The organism is Streptomyces sp. NPDC098789, from assembly GCF_044759975.1.
Lineage (GTDB): Bacteria > Actinomycetota > Actinomycetes > Streptomycetales > Streptomycetaceae > Streptomyces.
Genome location: NZ_JBIWAJ010000013.1, coordinates 54,073 through 69,364 on the forward strand (window position 1 = coordinate 54,073; position 15,292 = coordinate 69,364).

At 72.4% G+C, this 15,292-nt stretch carries 18 protein-coding genes; 8 read left to right on the forward strand and 10 right to left on the reverse strand.

The features are described 5' to 3' along the window. Positions 1-41: 41 nt before the first annotated feature. Together ACIQWR_RS24890 and ACIQWR_RS24895 are read left to right on the forward strand one after the other, a co-directional pair. A complete protein-coding gene (locus ACIQWR_RS24890) occupies positions 42-1,187 on the forward strand; it encodes a serine hydrolase domain-containing protein (RefSeq protein WP_404013417.1) in 1,146 nt (381 codons plus the stop codon). Positions 1,188-1,275: 88 nt separating this feature from the next. Continuing rightward, complete coding sequence (locus ACIQWR_RS24895; protein WP_404013420.1) at positions 1,276-1,686, forward strand: hypothetical protein; 411 nt, start codon at positions 1,276-1,278, stop codon at positions 1,684-1,686. 174 nt (positions 1,687-1,860) lie between these two features. Here the strand turns inward: ACIQWR_RS24895 and ACIQWR_RS24900 are convergent, their stop codons facing one another. Both ACIQWR_RS24900 and ACIQWR_RS24905 read right to left on the reverse strand, forming a co-directional pair. Beyond that, positions 1,861-2,442 carry a DUF6368 family protein gene (locus ACIQWR_RS24900; RefSeq protein WP_404013423.1) on the reverse strand — a complete coding sequence of 194 codons (582 nt, stop codon included), beginning with the start codon at positions 2,440-2,442 and terminating at the stop codon, positions 1,861-1,863. 107 nt (positions 2,443-2,549) lie between these two features. Further along, positions 2,550-2,786: a hypothetical protein gene (locus ACIQWR_RS24905; protein ID WP_404013426.1), complete on the reverse strand. Its 237-nt coding sequence runs from the start codon at positions 2,784-2,786 to the stop codon at positions 2,550-2,552. A 260-nt stretch (positions 2,787-3,046) separates the two neighbouring features. Between ACIQWR_RS24905 and ACIQWR_RS24910 the strand changes: the two genes are divergently transcribed. The 3 genes from ACIQWR_RS24910 to ACIQWR_RS24920 all read left to right on the forward strand — a co-directional run bounded on the left by ACIQWR_RS24910 (position 3,047) and on the right by ACIQWR_RS24920 (position 4,603). Beyond that, a complete protein-coding gene (locus ACIQWR_RS24910) occupies positions 3,047-3,472 on the forward strand; it encodes a helix-turn-helix domain-containing protein (RefSeq protein WP_404013429.1) in 426 nt (141 codons plus the stop codon). Between the two features lie 24 nt (positions 3,473-3,496). Then, entirely contained in the window at positions 3,497-4,081 is a 585-nt protein-coding gene (locus tag ACIQWR_RS24915; protein WP_385782210.1) for a hypothetical protein, read from the forward strand. A 183-nt stretch (positions 4,082-4,264) separates the two neighbouring features. Next, the gene (locus ACIQWR_RS24920; protein WP_404013432.1) at positions 4,265-4,603 is read left to right on the forward strand and encodes a DUF2516 family protein; all 339 of its coding nucleotides are present in this window, start codon (positions 4,265-4,267) and stop codon (positions 4,601-4,603) included. Positions 4,604-4,684: 81 nt separating this feature from the next. Here the strand turns inward: ACIQWR_RS24920 and ACIQWR_RS24925 are convergent, their stop codons facing one another. The 3 genes from ACIQWR_RS24925 to ACIQWR_RS24935 form a co-directional block, all read right to left on the reverse strand. After that, entirely contained in the window at positions 4,685-6,094 is a 1,410-nt protein-coding gene (locus ACIQWR_RS24925; RefSeq protein WP_404013435.1) for a SpoIIE family protein phosphatase, read from the reverse strand. Positions 6,095-6,463: 369 nt separating this feature from the next. Further along, entirely contained in the window at positions 6,464-7,513 is a 1,050-nt protein-coding gene (locus ACIQWR_RS24930; protein ID WP_404013438.1) for a C40 family peptidase, read from the reverse strand. A 277-nt stretch (positions 7,514-7,790) separates the two neighbouring features. Beyond that, positions 7,791-8,597: a class I SAM-dependent methyltransferase gene (locus tag ACIQWR_RS24935; protein WP_404013440.1), complete on the reverse strand. Its 807-nt coding sequence runs from the start codon at positions 8,595-8,597 to the stop codon at positions 7,791-7,793. 189 nt (positions 8,598-8,786) lie between these two features. Here ACIQWR_RS24935 and mshA point away from each other — a divergent pair, with 189 nt between their 5' ends. Beyond that, the gene (gene mshA, locus ACIQWR_RS24940; RefSeq protein ID WP_399266572.1) at positions 8,787-10,157 is read left to right on the forward strand and encodes a D-inositol-3-phosphate glycosyltransferase; all 1,371 of its coding nucleotides are present in this window, start codon (positions 8,787-8,789) and stop codon (positions 10,155-10,157) included. Further along, positions 10,150-10,644 (forward strand): YbjN domain-containing protein, encoded by a 495-nt coding sequence (locus tag ACIQWR_RS24945; RefSeq protein WP_404013444.1) that lies wholly within the window; start codon positions 10,150-10,152, stop codon positions 10,642-10,644. The genes mshA and ACIQWR_RS24945 overlap by 8 nt, the downstream gene beginning before the upstream one ends. A 22-nt stretch (positions 10,645-10,666) precedes the next feature. Here the strand turns inward: ACIQWR_RS24945 and ACIQWR_RS24950 are convergent, their stop codons facing one another. Continuing rightward, complete coding sequence (locus tag ACIQWR_RS24950) at positions 10,667-11,983, reverse strand: MDR family MFS transporter (RefSeq protein ID WP_404013446.1); 1,317 nt, start codon at positions 11,981-11,983, stop codon at positions 10,667-10,669. A 174-nt stretch (positions 11,984-12,157) separates the two neighbouring features. Here ACIQWR_RS24950 and ACIQWR_RS24955 point away from each other — a divergent pair, with 174 nt between their 5' ends. After that, complete coding sequence (locus ACIQWR_RS24955) at positions 12,158-12,919, forward strand: phosphoglyceromutase (protein ID WP_404013449.1); 762 nt, start codon at positions 12,158-12,160, stop codon at positions 12,917-12,919. Between the two features lie 58 nt (positions 12,920-12,977). Here ACIQWR_RS24955 and ACIQWR_RS24960 read toward each other — a convergent pair whose 3' ends face one another. The 4 genes from ACIQWR_RS24960 to phoU form a co-directional block, all read right to left on the reverse strand. Beyond that, a complete protein-coding gene (locus tag ACIQWR_RS24960) occupies positions 12,978-13,712 on the reverse strand; it encodes an SDR family oxidoreductase (protein WP_404013452.1) in 735 nt (244 codons plus the stop codon). 64 nt (positions 13,713-13,776) lie between these two features. Continuing rightward, positions 13,777-14,121 (reverse strand): hypothetical protein, encoded by a 345-nt coding sequence (locus ACIQWR_RS24965; protein ID WP_404013455.1) that lies wholly within the window; start codon positions 14,119-14,121, stop codon positions 13,777-13,779. A gap of 103 nt (positions 14,122-14,224) precedes the next feature. Then, positions 14,225-14,371, reverse strand: a complete 147-nt coding sequence (locus ACIQWR_RS24970; RefSeq protein WP_351046450.1) for a hypothetical protein — start codon at positions 14,369-14,371, stop codon at positions 14,225-14,227. Positions 14,372-14,474: 103 nt separating this feature from the next. Next, positions 14,475-15,152: a phosphate signaling complex protein PhoU gene (gene phoU / locus ACIQWR_RS24975; RefSeq protein WP_351046453.1), complete on the reverse strand. Its 678-nt coding sequence runs from the start codon at positions 15,150-15,152 to the stop codon at positions 14,475-14,477. Positions 15,153-15,292 lie beyond the last annotated feature (140 nt).

A 15,292-nucleotide genomic window follows, 5' to 3' on the forward strand; every position in this document is an offset into this window, starting at 1 on the left:
GCGTACCGCCGGATTCCCCACCATTGAGCAGGAGTTGGCCCGTGCGCGTGCAGACCTGGCAGAGGTTCCCTTCCCCGCTCGGGGCCGTGCTGGCCGCCGCCGTCGCCGGCGCCGTCCTGACGGTGTCCGGGCTCGCCTCGCCCGCGGCGTTCGCCGCCGACGCCCGGCCGGACTCCGTACAGCGGGGCCTGGACGCGCTGGTGCGCGAGGACGGCATGCCCGGGGCGCTGGCGAGCGTCAAGGGGCCGGGCGGGCGCTCGCGTTCGTACACCGCGGGGGTCGGCGACCTGGCCACCGGGGCGCCGGTGCCCGAGGACGGCCAGGTGCGGATCGGCAGCAACACCAAGGCCTTCACCGCGGTGGTCGTGCTGCAACTGGTGGCCGAGGGGAAGATCGGCCTCGACACCCCGGTCGACGACTACCTGCGGGGCCTGGTGCGCGGCGAGCGGATCGACGGCCGCAAGATCACCGTCCGACACCTGTTGCAGCAGACCAGCGGCCTCCCCAACTACACCGAGTACGACCTCCAGTTGCGCCACTACGCCCCCCGCGAGCTCGTCGACATCGCCCTCCGGCACGAGGGCCACTTCGAGCCGGGCCAGAAGTGGGAGTACAGCAACACGAACTACGTGCTGGCCGGCATGATCGTCGAGCAGGTCACCCACCGCCCGATGGCCGAGGAGATCGACCGGCGCGTCATCCGGCCCGTCGGGCTGCGCCACACCTACTTCCCCGCCCCCGGCGACATCACCATCCGGGAGCCCCACCCCAAGGGCTACTACCGCGACGCGGCGGGCGCCCCGCTGAGCGACGTCACGGAGATGGACCCCTCCTGGGCCTGGGCGGCGGGCCAGCTGATCTCCACCAACGCGGACCTCAACCGCTTCTACGGCGCGCTCCTCTCCGGCGACCTGCTGAAGAAGGCCCAACTGGACCAGATGCGGAACACGGTCTCCGCCGAGTACTTCGGCCCCGGCGCCCGCTACGGCCTGGGCCTCGTGAGCTTCCCGCTGTCGTGCGGCGGCGTCTACTGGGGGCACGGCGGCAGCTTCCCGGGGTACGAGACCCGCGGCGGAGCCACCACCCAGGGCCGCGCCGCGAACATCGCGGTGACCACGCAGCCGACGGACAAGGCCACCCTGGACCACATGTCCACCCTCGTGGACACCGCCTTGTGCCGCCGCTGACCGGCCAATATCGGTGCGATACGTGGGCTTCGTAGCGTCCTTTCGGCAGTGCGTCTCGGCACGGCCACGACGAAAGGAACACGACGGCATGCGCAAGCTCATGACCATCGCCACCGCGACCACCGGCGCCGCGCTCATGCTGGCCGTCGGCGCGGGCACCGCCTCCGCCGACTCGGTCATCTCCGCCCCCTGGAACGAGAGCGTCGCCGGTGCGAGCAGCACCGGCACGGTCAGCACCGTCTGGACCGGCAACGCCGGCAAGGTGACGGCGAAGGGCACGTTGAAGGTCACGGACCCCACGGCCTGTTACACGATCTCGGTCGGCGTCGGCTTCATCGGCAAGCCGCGCGGTCCCCAGATCTGGTCCAAGGCACCGCAGAAGCAGTGCGGCCCCGGCACGATCGACGTGTCCGCCACGACGGGCCCGCACAGCTTCTGGGACGGCCCCTGGGTCGTCATCTGCAAGGCCGGCGACACCACCAAGGCCTGCAAGGGCTGACGGCGACCGCCGCGGCTACGGGCGCACCCCGCCGGGGTGCGCCCGTAGCCGTCACCGCGCAGAGGACGGCCCGGCTGCTCCTGCACGACCTCGGATTTCCCGTCATGGCCTACGCCTGGACCCGAGACACCGTCGCGGCCCCCACCCCGCACCCGGCTGACGGCCGCCGAAGCGCTACTTGACCAAGTGGAAGCCGGGGTGTTGCAGCCAGGCTTCGAGGAACTCCACGTCCCCGACGTGTCGAAGCCATCGCCCCCCACCGCCGGTGTCGTAGGAGACCTCCGCGATCCTTCCCGGGAGCGTTGACGCCAGTGCTCTCGCCCGGGCCAGGACCGCCCCGTTGCTCGTGTCGTCTCCCGCGGTGGGGCGAGCACTCAAGAGGCCGTCGAAGTCGATCAGCGCATCAAGACGACGGGCGAGAGCGAGCGTCAGGTGGCCGAGCAGCACGTGGTTCACCGGCCCCGAGCAGCCGGCGCCGACTATCAGCCCCTGCACCGGTGGCCGGGAGAAGGCCGAGTAGTCCTCGTCGTCGGCAGGCAGCTCCTCGTCCTCCGACAGGAAGAACACGCCGACGTCGGCCGGGTCGAAGCCCGGGCGGCCCAGAACGGGGGCGTCTCGAACCCAGAAGTCCAGGTCTCCGCCGGACTTGACCTCGACCGGCTCGCAGAAGGTCTCCAACCACGGGACCACATCGGCCAGGATGTCCGCGAACCCGCGTGGTTCGAAGAGCCACAGCCCCACTGCCGGTCCTGACATGCCGCCCCCAGAGCTTCGTGACGCAAGCGCCGCCGTGACCCGGTTCTACCAGCCCCCGACGGCAGGCGCCCGATCATTGTGGGCTGCGGCCCAGGCCCCAGGGACGGCTACCGTTCGAGGTCGACGGGAACTCCGCGCATCCGCAGCCGGGCCTTCAGGAACTCCATCTCCGACAACGTCCCCACCAGACCCTCGTTGCTCAGTTCCCCGACCAGTTCGCGGGCCCGCGACAACGAGGCTGCTGTGACCTCCCGAAAGACCTTCAGAGCTGGGACGAGACCGGGAACGGGACCCGCCAACCGCAGCCGGACGGGCCCATGCGCGGCGAGGAGCGCCTCCCGCACGATGTTGAGCTCCCGGCACGAGTGGCATCGGCGAAAGACCACCTCGTGGGTGGATCCGGACGGTCGATGGCGTGTCTCCACGCGCACCAAAGTAGTGGCTGACGCCGCCGTGGCCTGGGGAATTTCGGGCTCGGGTAGTGATCGCGATCGTGGACGGGGCGAGGCTTCGGCCGCGAGGCGCGCAAGCGGACGGTGGGGCGGGTGGGAACTATTGCAAGCGGCTGCTTGCAATAGTTAGCAGGGTGCGGCAGGATCGGGGCATGGCATCGCTCAACGTCGGGAACCTCGGCGAGTACCTCCGCGAGCAGCGGCGGCAGGCACAGCTCTCGCTGCGGCAACTGGCCGATGCGGCGGGGGTGTCCAATCCGTACCTCAGCCAGATCGAGCGCGGGCTGCGCAAGCCGAGCGCGGACATCCTGCAGCAGCTGGCCAAGGCGCTGCGGATCTCCGCGGAGACGCTGTACGTGCAGGCCGGGATCCTCGACGAGCGGGACCGCGACGAGGTGGAGACGCGCGCCGTCATCCTCGCCGACCCGTCGATCAACGAGCGGCAGAAGCAGGTCCTGCTGCAGATCTACGAGTCGTTCCGCAAGGAGAACGCGCTCGACGCCGAGGCCGACGCCGAGGCCGACGCCGAGGCCGGCCCCGGCGCCGGCTCCGACGACGCGATGCCCCACGCGAACTGAACTGTGATCCGGGAGGACCAGCACATGGCCATCGCCGATGACCTGAAGAAGACCCTCACCGACCCGACCCCGCTCTACTTCGCCGCCGGTACCGCCGACCTGGCGGTGCAGCAGGCCAAGAAGGTGCCCGGGCTCATCGAGCAGCTGCGCGCCGAGGCCCCCGCGCGGATCGAGGCCGTGAAGAACACCGACCCGAAGGTCGTGCAGGACAAGGCGCGCGAGGCCCAGGAAGCGGTGACCGCCAAGGTCGCCGAGGTCCTCGGGGCCTTCGACCCGAAGAAGCTCGGGGAGAGCGCGCAGGACCTGGCGCTGCGCGGGGTGGGCGTCGCGGCGGAGTACGCGGTGCGCGCCAAGGAGACCTACGACAAGGTCGCCGAGCACGGCGAGCAGGCCGTACGGGCATGGCGCGGCGAGGTCTCCGAGGAGATCGTCGACATCGCCGAGATCGTCGAGCCGGAGCCCGCGCCCGCCCCCGTGGCCGTGGTCGTCGCCCCGGCCGAGCCGGTCGACGACGCGCCGGCAGGCGAGGACAAGCCCGCCGCGAAGCGGACCTCCGCGCGCAAGAGCACGGCCAAGAAGGCCGCCGCCGCGCCGGACGACGCCAGCTGAGGCACCCCGACCGGGGCGCCCGCGGCGCCGCGGGCGGTACGCCGTACCCCGTACGCATGACACGGACCGGACCGGGCACCTTTGCCGGGGCCCGGTCCGTTGTCCTTCCATGAGATCGCTCAGCCGGTAGCGTGGCGACGGGGGCGTTCTGACGCAAGCACGCGCGAGAAGGCGGTCGATTCGATGTTGATGCAGGGTTTCAACAATGAGGTTCTCCCCCTGCTGGGTTGGGCCATGCTGGCGCTCGCCGTCGCGGCGTTCGTCCTCGCGCTGCTGCCCCGTGAGGACGCGTACCGGGCCGCCGGCAAGCAGACCAAGACCTTCTGGCTCGTGCTCCTCGGCGTCACGGTTGTGGTGGACTTCTTCCTCGGCATGCTGTTCCTGCAGATCGCCGGGCTGGTCGCGAGCATCGTCTTCTTCGTCGACGTGCGCCCCGCCGTCAGGCAGGTCTCGGGCGGCGGGAAGCGCAAGGGCGGCAGCAGCAGCGACGGTCCGTACGGGCCCTACAACGGCGGCCGCTGAAGCTGCCCGCAGCCGCAACAGCCGCAACAGTCGCAGAGGCCTCCGCAGCAGCAGCCGCCGCCGCAGCCCCCACCGCCGCCGTCAGCCGGCCGCGCGGTCCATTTGGTCCAGGAGCACGACGGCGACGTCGTCGGTGAGCTCGCCCCCGTTCAGCCGGCGGGCCTCGGTGACGGCCGCTTCCAGCAGGCCCTCGCCGCGCAGGCCGCGGCCGAGGTGCCGGTTGATCATCTCGACCATGCCGTCCTGGCCGAGGCGCTCGCGCCCGGCGCCGATCCGACCCTCGATCAGGCCGTCCGTGTAGAGCAACAGGCTCCAGGTGCCGCCAAGCTCGACCTGGCGGCGGGGCCAGCGGGCCCGGGGCAGCAGACCCAGTGCCGGGCCGCTGTCGTCGTAGGGGAGCAGCCGTGCGGGGCGGCCCGGCCCGGATATGAGCGGGGCCGGATGGCCCGCGAGGCACAGGCCCGCGCGGCGGCCGTCCGGGGCGATGTCCACGGTGCAGAGGGTCGCGAAGATCTCCTCGCAGGGACGTTCCACCTCCAGGACCTCCTGGAGCGTCGCCAGCAGATCGTCCCCGCACAGGCCCGCCAGAGTCAGCGCGCGCCAGGCGATGCGCAGCTCCACGCCGAGGGCCGCCTCGTCCGGGCCGTGGCCGCACACGTCGCCGATCATCGCGTGGACGGTGCCGTCGGGGGTCCGGACGGTGTCGTAGAAGTCGCCGCCGAGCAGGGCCCGGCTGCGGCCCGCGTGGTAGCGGGCGGCGAAGCGCAGGTCCGAGCCCTCCAGCAGGGGGTGGGGGAGCAGGCCGCGTTCCAGGCGGGCGTTCTCCTGGGCGCGCAGCCGGGACTCGGCCAGCTTGTACTGGGCGATGTCGGCGCGTTTTCGTTCCACCGCGTAACGGATGGCGCGGCTCAGCAGCCGGCCGTCCAGCTCGCTGCCGAAGAGGAAGTCCTGGGCGCCGACGCGGACCGCCTCGGCGGCCCGCTCGGCGTCGGCCTCGGCGGTCAGGACCAGGACGGCGTGGCGCGGGGCCATGCGCAGCACCTGGCGCAGGGCCGCGAGCTCGTCGTCCACCGGGTCGGCGCCGCCGCCGGGCAGGGACAGGTCGAGCAGGATGCAGTGCACGTCATGGGTGAGCAGCCGCTCCGCTTCGGTGAGGTTGCGGGCGGTGCGGATGCGGATGCGGTGGCCGTCGGAGTCGAGGATCTCGGGCACGGTGAGACCGGCCGGGTCGTCCTGGATCACCAGCAGCGTCAGGGCCTGCGGGCCGGCGCTCTGGGCGGGCCCCGAAGGCGTCGTGCCGGGGCGGTCCGTGCCGGGACGTGTAGCCCCCGGGTGTGCGGCGCCGCCGGACCGGTCCGTGCCGGGTTCGGGCGTGCCGGACTGGGCCGTGCCGCCCGGCTGGGGCGGTACGACGGCGTACGTGGCGGGCGGGCGGGCCTGACCGCTTTCCGCGGGCGGGGTGTCCCTCTGCCGCGGTACGGATGCGGGCATCGTCTCCGGTTCCTTCCCTCCCCCCGAGGGTGCGCTCGTGCGCCCCGACCCTAGCGGTCCCCGCCCGGCGCGTGAATGGTGTGGCCGGCGGCCGCCGCCGGCATATGCCCTTATCGCGTGGGATGGCCCGTCCTGGGATGACCAACGTCACCTCGCGCCGCACCCGTGTCCCGTCCGCCGGGGCCGGCGCCGGGCGGCAGCGAATCCGGCGCCACACGCAAGCGACGCTGGCGCCGGAGTCGCTGCCGCCCGGCGCCGCACGCAAGCGGAACCACGCCCGGAAGCTCCGCCCCACCCGGGACCGGAACTCCCACAGCAACCGGAACCGCCCCCGCAACCACCCCGGGGGCCGCCCCGCGACCGCCCCCGCTACGCGTCCGGCCGGACGATCGCCTTGATCGGCATCGAGCCCGCGCCCGCGATCGTGATGTTGCGCCCCGTCCGGGGCGCGTGCACCATCGCGCCGTCACCGATGTACATGGCGACGTGGCTCGCGTCGTCGAAGTAGATGATCAGGTCGCCCGGCCGCATGTCCTTCACCGCGACCTTCGGCAGCAGCCGCAGCTGCTCCTGCGAGGTCCGGGGGATCGGCCTGCCCGCCGCCAGCCACGCCTGGGAGGTGAGGCCGGAGCAGTCGTAGGTGGAGGGGCCCACGGCGCCCCACTCGTACGCCTTGCCGATCTGGGCGGTGGCGTACTGGATCGCCTTCTTCCCCGCCTCCGAGGCCGCGCCGTTGATGTCCTTGAGCGCGCCCGAGGACAGCCAGGCGGTCTGCGCCTTGTACTGCTCCTCCTGCTCCAGCTGGAGGAGCCGGGCCTTCTCCTCGGCCTGGAGCTTGCTCTCCAGCTCCTCGGCGGCCTTGATCTTCTGCTGGATCTCGGTCTTGGCCTTCTCCTGCTTGACCCGGTTGGCTTCCAGGGTCTGCCAGTGGGCGCTCGCGTCCGCCGCGTACTGCTGGAGGTCGGACTGGGTCCGGGACAGCTCGGAGAGCGTGTCCGAGGCGGCCTTCTCGCCCTGGCGCAGCCGGTCGGCGCCGTTCAGGAACATGCTGGGGCTGTTGCTCAGGGCCAGCTGCGCGCCCGGCGGCAGGCCGCCCGAGCGGTACTGGGCGCGGGCCGCGGCGCCCGCGCGGTTCTTGAGCGTCGCGATCCGCTCCTGACCGGCGACCACCTGCTTGGCGATCTCGACGATCTTGTCGGACTGGGTCTTGGCCTCGCCCACCGCGAGGTTGTACGCGTCCGTGGCGGTGCCCGCCTGGCGGTACAGCGCCTCTATCTCCTTGTGGACCTGCTCCAGCGACTTGGCCCCGGGCTCGGGAGCGGCCGGAGTGCCCGGAGCGCCCGGCGCGGCGGGGGCCGCCGGGGCGGCCGGGGCGGCGTACGCCGTGCCCGCCAGGCCCGGGGCCGTCAGTATCGCCATCGCACAGAGCAAGGTGAGCGCGGATGCGCCACGGTGTCGCTTCATGGTCCCCCCAGGCACCCGCGCCAGATCCCGTATCAGATCTGACTATTCATCAGTAACTTCGCACTGCCATCGGGATGGTGCCACGACTCGGCGAATTGCAACACCCTCCGTCGCGCAACCCCGTGCCCACCGCGCGCCGCTCCACCCCCGAAGGGCCGTTCGGGTCCGCCCCGAAGAGCCGTTCGAGCAGTCAACGGGCCGCCCCCGCCCCCGGTTCCCCATCCGGCACCACTCACCCCAACGGGCGCAACGCATCCCAGCGAACCGTCAGTTCGCCCTGCCGCCACCGCTTCGGCCCGTCCGTCAGCGGCCAGTCGACCGCCAGGGAGCGCGCCGTACGGATCCACCGCTGCCGGGCGCCCAGCGAGGCGTACGGGGCCGCCGCGGCCCATGCCCGGTCGAAGTCCCGCAGGAACGCGTGGACCGGTTCGCCCGGGACGTTCCGGTGGATCAGCGCCTTCGGCAGGCGCTCGGCCAGGTCCGAGGGGCGCTCCAGGGAGCCCATCCGGGTCGCGAAGGTCACCGTGCGCGCCCCCTCCGGGCCCAGCGCGACCCACACGTGCCGCCGCCCGATCTCGTCGCAGGTCCCCTCCACCAGCAACCCGTCCGGCGCCAGCCGCCCGCACAGGCGCTGCCACACCGCGGCGACCTGCTCCTCGTCGTACTGGCGCAGCACGTTCGCGGCCCGGATCAGCGCCGGCCGTTCACCCCCGTCCAGCGGCACCTCGAAGCCGCCGTGCCTAAAGCTCAGCCCCTCGCGCTCGTACGGCTTCGCGCCCGCGACCCGGGCCGGCTCGATCTCGATCCCGACCACCCGCACCGCCGGGGCCACCGGCCGCAGCCGGCCCAGCAGCTCGACCGCCGTCCAGGGCGCGGCGCCGTAGCCGAGGTCCACCGCCACCGGCGCCCCGGCCCGCCGCAGGGCGGCGCCGTGCTCGGCCGCGATCCAGCGGTCCATTCGGCGCAACCGGTTCGGATTCGTGGTTCCCCGGGTCACCGCACCCACGGGTCGGCTGGGAGGAGGAGTGCGTGCGGCCATGAGCCGAGGGTAAGCGGAGGGCGCGCGCTCGATAAAAATCCGGTAAACCGCCGGGATTCCTCGCGCCGTCCCGGAATGCGCGGGACGGTCGCGCGGGTTGCACTCCTTGCAGGGCGTGGGCCGCGCTCCGCGCTGCCCTGCCCGACCATGACCGTGTAGCCGTACGAGCCCGAGTGAGAGGACCGCTCCTTGAGTCAGTACGTGTCCCGGCTCGGCGGCAGGCTCGCCGCCGCCCGCAGTACCCGCCTCGACGCGCCCCGGCTGCGCCTCCCCGCCGTGGGCCACCACCGCAAACCGCGCCGGGTCGCGATGCTCAGCGTGCACACCTCGCCGCTGCACCAGCCCGGCACCGGTGACGCGGGCGGCATGAACGTGTACATCGTGGAGCTGGCCAGGCGCCTCGCCGCCATCAACATCGAGGTCGAGATCTTCACCCGGGCCACCACCGGCGGGCTGCCGCCCGTCGTGGAGCTGACCCCGGGCGTCCTGGTGCGGCACGTCGACGCGGGCCCCTACGAGGGCCTGGCCAAGGAAGAGCTGCCCGCCCAGCTCTGCGCCTTCACCCACGGGGTCATGCAGGCCTGGGCCGGACACCGCCCCGGCTACTACGACCTCGTCCACTCCCACTACTGGCTCTCCGGCCACGTCGGCTGGCTGGCCGCCGAGCGCTGGGGCGTCCCGCTCGTCCACGCCATGCACACCATGGCCAAGGTCAAGAACGCCGCGCTGGCCGAGGGCGACAGCCCCGAGCCCGCCGCGCGCGTCATAGGCGAGACCCAGATCGTGGCCGCCGCCGACCGCCTCATCGCGAACACCGCCGAGGAGGCCGACGAGCTCGTGCGCCACTACGAGGCCGACCCCGGCAAGGTGGCCGTCGTCCACCCCGGCGTGAACCTCCAGCGCTTCACCGTCGGCGACGGCCGCGCCGCCGCCCGTGCCCGCCTCGGCCTCCCGCAGGACGCCGTCATACCGCTCTTCGCGGGCCGGATCCAGCCGCTCAAGGCCCCCGACATCCTGCTGCGCGCCGTCGCCGAGCTGGTCGACCGCGACCCCTCGATGCGGCGCAGGCTCCTCGTCCCCGTCGTCGGCGGCCCCAGCGGCAGCGGCCTCGCCAAGCCCGAGGGCCTGCAGAAGCTCGCGGCCCGGCTCGGCATCACCGACCTGGTCCGCTTCCACCCGCCGGTCGGCCAGGACCAGCTCGCGGATTGGTTCCGGGCGGCCTCCGTGCTGGTCATGCCCTCGTACAACGAGTCCTTCGGGCTGGTCGCGATCGAGGCCCAGGCCACCGGTACGCCGGTCCTCGCGGCCGCGGTCGGCGGGCTCCCGGTCGCGGTCAACGACGGGGTCACGGGCATCCTCGTACCCGGCCACGACCCCGTCGACTACGCGCGCGAGCTGCGCCGCTTCGTCGACGACCCGACGCTCACCGACCGGATGGGGCGCGAGGCGGCCCGCCACGCGCAGTTCTTCGGCTGGGACACCGCGGCCAGCGGCACGGCGGACGTGTACACGGCGGCGATGCACGATCACCGCCGTCACGTACGCTCCCACCATGGCTGAGACCGCCCCGACGGAGATCATCGAGAGCACGCTGGACGAGGCCGGGCTGGAGTGGGAGAGCCCCGAGCCCGGCTCGTACGTCGTCAAGCTGCCGGGCACGCGCAAGCTGTCGACCACCTGCTCCCTGAAGGTGGGCCGGCACTCGCTGTCGGTCAACGCCTTCGTCATCCGGCACCCGGACGAGAACGAACCGGCCGTCCACCGCTGGCTGCTGGAGCGCAACCTCAAGCTCTACGGCATGTCCTACGCCGTCGACCGCCTCGGCGACGTCTACCTGACGGCGCGGCTGCCGCTGGCCGTGGTGACCCCGGTGGAGCTGGACCGGGTGCTCGGGGCGGTGCTGGAGGGCGCGGACGGGGCGTTCAACACCCTGCTGGAGCTGGGGTTCGCGAGCTCCATCCGCAAGGAGTACGCGTGGCGGGTCTCGCGGGGCGAGCCCACCCACAACCTGGACGCCTTCAAGCATCTGACGCGGCCCGGGGCCTGACCGGTCGGGCCGGTCGGGCCGGTCAGGCGGTGGTGCTCACGGCCGCGGCATCCACCTGCACCTCGGGCCGGTCCACCTCGTGCTCCTCCGCCTCCGCCTCCGCCGTCGCCTCCGCCGTCGCCTCCGCCCCCGCCTCCGGCAGGTTCCGCATCAGCAGCCAGTAGCCGAGGCCGGCCAGCGAGCCCAGGACCGCCATCGCGCCCCACAGCCAGCCCGCGCCGAGCCGGTCGATGACGAAGCCCGCCGACAGCGGGGCGATCAGCGAGGCCACCGCCCACGACATCGTGTACATGCCCTGGTAGCGGCCCCGGCCGTGGGTCGGGGAGAGCCGCGCGACCAGGCCCATCTGGGTGGGCGAGTTGATGATCTCGGCCACCGTCCAGACGCACACCGTCAGCGCGATCACGCCGAGCGAGCCGCCGAAGGCCGTCATCCCGAACCCGTACCCGGCCAGCAGGGCCGAGGCGACCAGCAGCTTCTGCGGGTCGCGGTGCTCGATCAGGCGGGTGACCGGGATCTGCAGCAGCACGATCAGCACCCCGTTGAGGGCGATGACCATGCCGTACTCGCCGGGGGTGAAGCCCGCGGCGCCCATCGACAGCGGCAGCCCGAACGAACCCTGCATGAAGATCAACGAGATCAGGAACGACAGCCCGACGACCCCCATGAAACGGCGGTCGCGCAGGACGGTCCCCATCCCGATCTCCGGCTCCGCGCCCCCACCGGAGCCGTCCGCGCCCTTGTCGGGCCGCGATTCGGGGAGCTTGACGTAGACGAGCACCGCGCAGATCAGCGTCAGTACCGCCTCGCCGAGGAAACCGGCGAGGTAGCTGTACTCCGCGATGAAGCCGGCGGCGGTCGCGGAGACCGCGAAACCGAGGTTGATCGCCCAGTAGTTGAGGGCGAAGGCCCGCACCCGGTCCTCCGGCCGCACGATGTCGGCCATCATCGCCTGCACCGCCGGGCGCGAGGCGTTGGAGGTCATGCCGACGAGCAGGGCGACGGCGGCGATCGCCGCCGGGTCCTGCATGAAGCCCAGCAGCGCGACCGAGAAGGCCGTGGAGAGCTGGGCGGCCATCAGCGTCGGCCGCCGCCCCAGCCGGTCCGTCATCACCCCGGCGACCAGGGAGGACACCACGCCGCCGAGCCCGTGCAGGGCGACCACCAGGCCCGCGAAGGAGGCCGAGTAGCCCCGGTCCAGCGTCAGGTACAAGGTCATGAATGTGGCGACGAAAGCCCCGAGCCGGTTCACCAGCGTGCTCGTCCACAGCCACCAGAACTCGCGCGGCAACCCCGAGACGCTGGCCCGCGCGCCCCGCCTCATCCTGTCAACGGACATACGGGATCCCCCTGGACGTGTAAGTGGTGCTGATGCCTTCGGCACATTACGAGGCCGACCGCGCGGGCGCCACTCGATTGACGCGGTACGTCAATCGGGGACCGTCCCGCAGCGCTCCCGAAGCGGCCCGTCCGGCGCGCGCGTGGCCATCCGGCGTCCATTAGGCTCGTACGCATGGCCGACGCACCGTACAAGCTGATCCTCCTCCGCCACGGCGAGAGCGAATGGAACGCGAAGAACCTGTTCACCGGCTGGGTGGACGTCAATCTCAACGAGAAGGGCGAGAAGGAGGCGGTCCGCGGCGGTGAGCTGCTGACGGATGCCGGTCTGCTCCCCGACGTCGTGCACACCTCGCTCCAGAAGCGCGCGATCCGCACCGCGCAGCTGGCGCTGGAGGCCGCCGACCGCCACTGGATCCCGGTCCACCGCTCCTGGCGCCTGAACGAGCGCCACTACGGCGCCCTCCAGGGCAAGGACAAGGCCCAGACCCTCGCCGAGTTCGGCGAGGAGCAGTTCATGCTGTGGCGCCGCTCGTACGACACCCCGCCGCCGGCGCTCGCGGACGGCACCGAGTTCTCGCAGTCCGAGGACCCGCGCTACGCGACCATCCCGCCGGAGCTGCGCCCCAAGACGGAGTGCCTGAAGGACGTCGTCGTCCGCATGCTGCCGTACTGGTACGACGCCATCGTCCCGGACCTGCTGTCCGGCCGCACGGTCCTGGTCGCCGCCCACGGAAACTCGCTGCGCGCCCTCGTCAAGCACCTCGACGGCGTCTCCGACGAGGACATCGCGGGCCTGAACATCCCGACCGGCATCCCGCTCTCCTACGAGCTGGACGCCGACTTCAAGCCCCTGAACCCGGGCGGCACCTACCTCGACCCGGCCGCCGCGGCGGCGGCCATCGAAGCCGTCAAGAACCAGGGCAAGAAGAAGTAGCCCGCGCGATCATGCCCCTGGCCCGCACGCACCGTGCGGGTCAGGGGTTTTTCGTTGGCTATGGCTGCATCGGCTCGAAGTGGAAGGAGCGGATGTAGCAGTTGCGCGGTTGGCCGATCGCGAAGAGGACGCAGTCGAGCACGGACCGGGCGGTCAGTGGGTCGTGCGCCGTGCGGGGAGCGTCGTCCCAGTCGGCGGCGAGCGGGTCGCCGTCCGTGAAGTCCGGCGGGTAGAGCGAGATGACGCGGACGCCCTCGGGGCGCAGGCGGTGGGAGAGGACGTCGGCGAGGCCCGCCTGGGCGGCTTTGGCGGCGTGGAACGCGGGGTGCGCCCGGGAGCGGAGGTCGCGGGGCTCCGCGGCCGAGGAGACCAGGTTGACCACGTCCGCGCCGGCGGAGGCCCGCAGCAGCGGCAGGAAGTGCTTGACCGTCAGGATCGTGCCGGTGGCCCCGGAGGCGATGGTGTCGGTGATCGCGTCGTCCTCGGCGTCCCACAGGTCGGGGCCGCGCAGGTAGCGGGCGCCGTTGTTGACCAGGACGTCCACCTGGTCGGTGCGGGCGGCCACCGCGTCCGCGAAGGCCCGTACGGAGCCCGGGTCGGCCAGGTCGCAGGCGAACGCCTCGGCCTCGGCCCCGCTGTCGGCCGCCACCTCGTCGGCCACGTGCCGGGCCGCGGCCAGGGTGCGCGCGGACAGGAACACGCGCGCGCCCGAGCGCCCCGCCTCCAGGGCCAACGCCCGGCTGAACCCGCGCCCGGCCCCGGTGACCACGATGGTGCGTTCCGTGAGATCCATCCGCACGCTCTCCCCTTGCCCACGCTGATGATCATGAGCCTACAGAGGGTGTGGAGCGGCACGTTCAGGGCGTCGGGTCCGCCCCGCGGGCCGCGATCCGGCGGTCCATCTCCGCGCGCCACGCGGCGGCGTTGGTGCCGTCCAACTGGCCGGCGAAGGCGCGTCGGGCCGCGGCCACCAGGGCTTCCATGGCCACCAGGGCCTCCAGCGCTTCCGGTGCTTCCGGGGGGTTCGCGGGGCTCGCGGGGTTCGGGGCTTTCGGGCGGGCGCGGGCGATCGCCCACAGGGCCGTCTGGGTCGTGTGGTCCAGGCCCGTCTCGGTGCGGACGCCGCGTCCGGACAGCACCGCCGTCAGGACGCTGTCGAAGTTGCGCCGCAATTGTTCCTCGCTGGGCCGGCCGTGGCGCACGGTCGTCTCCTCCGTATCCGCAGTGCACGTGGGCGGACGCGAAGGGCCCCGACCGGGGATCCGGCGGGGCCCTTCGCGTGCGGGTGACCAGGCGGGCGGCGGTTCAGCCGCCGCACTGGCAGGGCGCGCCGGACTGGCAGCCGCAGCCGCAGCCCGAGCCGCAGCCGCAGGCCGCGAGCAGGGGGAGGCGCAGGGCCTCCTGGGGCTGGTGCTCCTGCTCGGGCGTGATGGGGACGGGGGAATCGGACATGGTTCCTCCTCGCAGGCGTACCGGTCGTACTGCCTTTGCCTCATTCATGCCCAGCCGCACGGGCGCGTCAACGGCGCATCGGTGCAAGGTTGGTGACGCCCGATCAGGCGCCCTCCACCGCCGTCGGCGCCTGCAGCTCGTCCGCGTGCTCGCCCGTCACCAGGTACACGACGCGCTTGGCGACCGAGACCGCGTGGTCCGCGAAGCGCTCGTAGTAGCGGCCCAGCAGCGTCACGTCGACCGCCGTCTCGATGCCGTGCTTCCAGCGGTCGTCCATGAGGTGCTGGAAGAGCGTGCGGTGCAGCTGGTCCATCTCGTCGTCGTCCTGCTCCAGCTGGAGCGCGAGGTCGACGTCCTTGGTGATGATGACCTCGGCGGCCTTCGCCATCAGGCGCTGCGCCAGCTGCCCCATCTCCAGGATGGTCGCGTGCAGGTCCCGCGGGACCGCGGTGTCCGGGAAGCGCAGCCGGGCGAGCTTCGCCACGTGCTGGGCCAGGTCGCCGGAGCGCTCCAGGTCCGCGCTCATGCGCAGCGAGGTGACCACGATGCGCAGGTCGGTGGCGACGGGCTGCTGGCGGGCCAGCAGGGCGATGGCGCGGGCCTCCAGGTCGTGCTGGAGGTCGTCCACCTTCTGGTCGGCGGCGATGACGCTCTCGGCGAGCTTGAGGTCGGCGTCGAGCATGGCCGTGGTCGCCCGGCCGATCGCGGAACCGACGAGCCGGGCCATCTCGACCAGGCCTTCTCCGATCGAGTCCAGTTCCTCGTGGTACGCGTCCCGCATGGTGGGTGTCCCTCTCTTGCGTCGTGCCCGATCTTGCTCCGTGCCCGCGCCCGTCTTGCTCCGTGCCCGGGGGGCCGGGGCCTCTTGCCCCACGTTGACACGATCGGACGCGAACGCGTCCGACTCCGGCATCACAAGTG

Coding starts and splice junctions, on each gene's coding strand:
- ACIQWR_RS24895 (WP_404013420.1), top strand. CDS start 1,276: ATGCGCAAGCTCATGACCATCGCCACCGCGACCACCGGCGCCGCGCTC.
- ACIQWR_RS24900 (WP_404013423.1), bottom strand. CDS start 2,442: ATGTCAGGACCGGCAGTGGGGCTGTGGCTCTTCGAACCACGCGGGTTC.
- ACIQWR_RS24910 (WP_404013429.1), top strand. CDS start 3,047: ATGGCATCGCTCAACGTCGGGAACCTCGGCGAGTACCTCCGCGAGCAG.
- ACIQWR_RS24915 (WP_385782210.1), top strand. CDS start 3,497: ATGGCCATCGCCGATGACCTGAAGAAGACCCTCACCGACCCGACCCCG.
- ACIQWR_RS24920 (WP_404013432.1), top strand. CDS start 4,265: ATGTTGATGCAGGGTTTCAACAATGAGGTTCTCCCCCTGCTGGGTTGG.
- ACIQWR_RS24925 (WP_404013435.1), bottom strand. CDS start 6,094: ATGCCCGCATCCGTACCGCGGCAGAGGGACACCCCGCCCGCGGAAAGC.
- ACIQWR_RS24930 (WP_404013438.1), bottom strand. CDS start 7,513: ATGGCGATACTGACGGCCCCGGGCCTGGCGGGCACGGCGTACGCCGCC.
- ACIQWR_RS24935 (WP_404013440.1), bottom strand. CDS start 8,597: ATGGCCGCACGCACTCCTCCTCCCAGCCGACCCGTGGGTGCGGTGACC.
- ACIQWR_RS24945 (WP_404013444.1), top strand. CDS start 10,150: ATGGCTGAGACCGCCCCGACGGAGATCATCGAGAGCACGCTGGACGAG.
- ACIQWR_RS24950 (WP_404013446.1), bottom strand. CDS start 11,983: ATGTCCGTTGACAGGATGAGGCGGGGCGCGCGGGCCAGCGTCTCGGGG.
- ACIQWR_RS24955 (WP_404013449.1), top strand. CDS start 12,158: ATGGCCGACGCACCGTACAAGCTGATCCTCCTCCGCCACGGCGAGAGC.
- ACIQWR_RS24960 (WP_404013452.1), bottom strand. CDS start 13,712: ATGGATCTCACGGAACGCACCATCGTGGTCACCGGGGCCGGGCGCGGG.
- ACIQWR_RS24970 (WP_351046450.1), bottom strand. CDS start 14,371: ATGTCCGATTCCCCCGTCCCCATCACGCCCGAGCAGGAGCACCAGCCC.
- phoU (WP_351046453.1), bottom strand. CDS start 15,152: ATGCGGGACGCGTACCACGAGGAACTGGACTCGATCGGAGAAGGCCTG.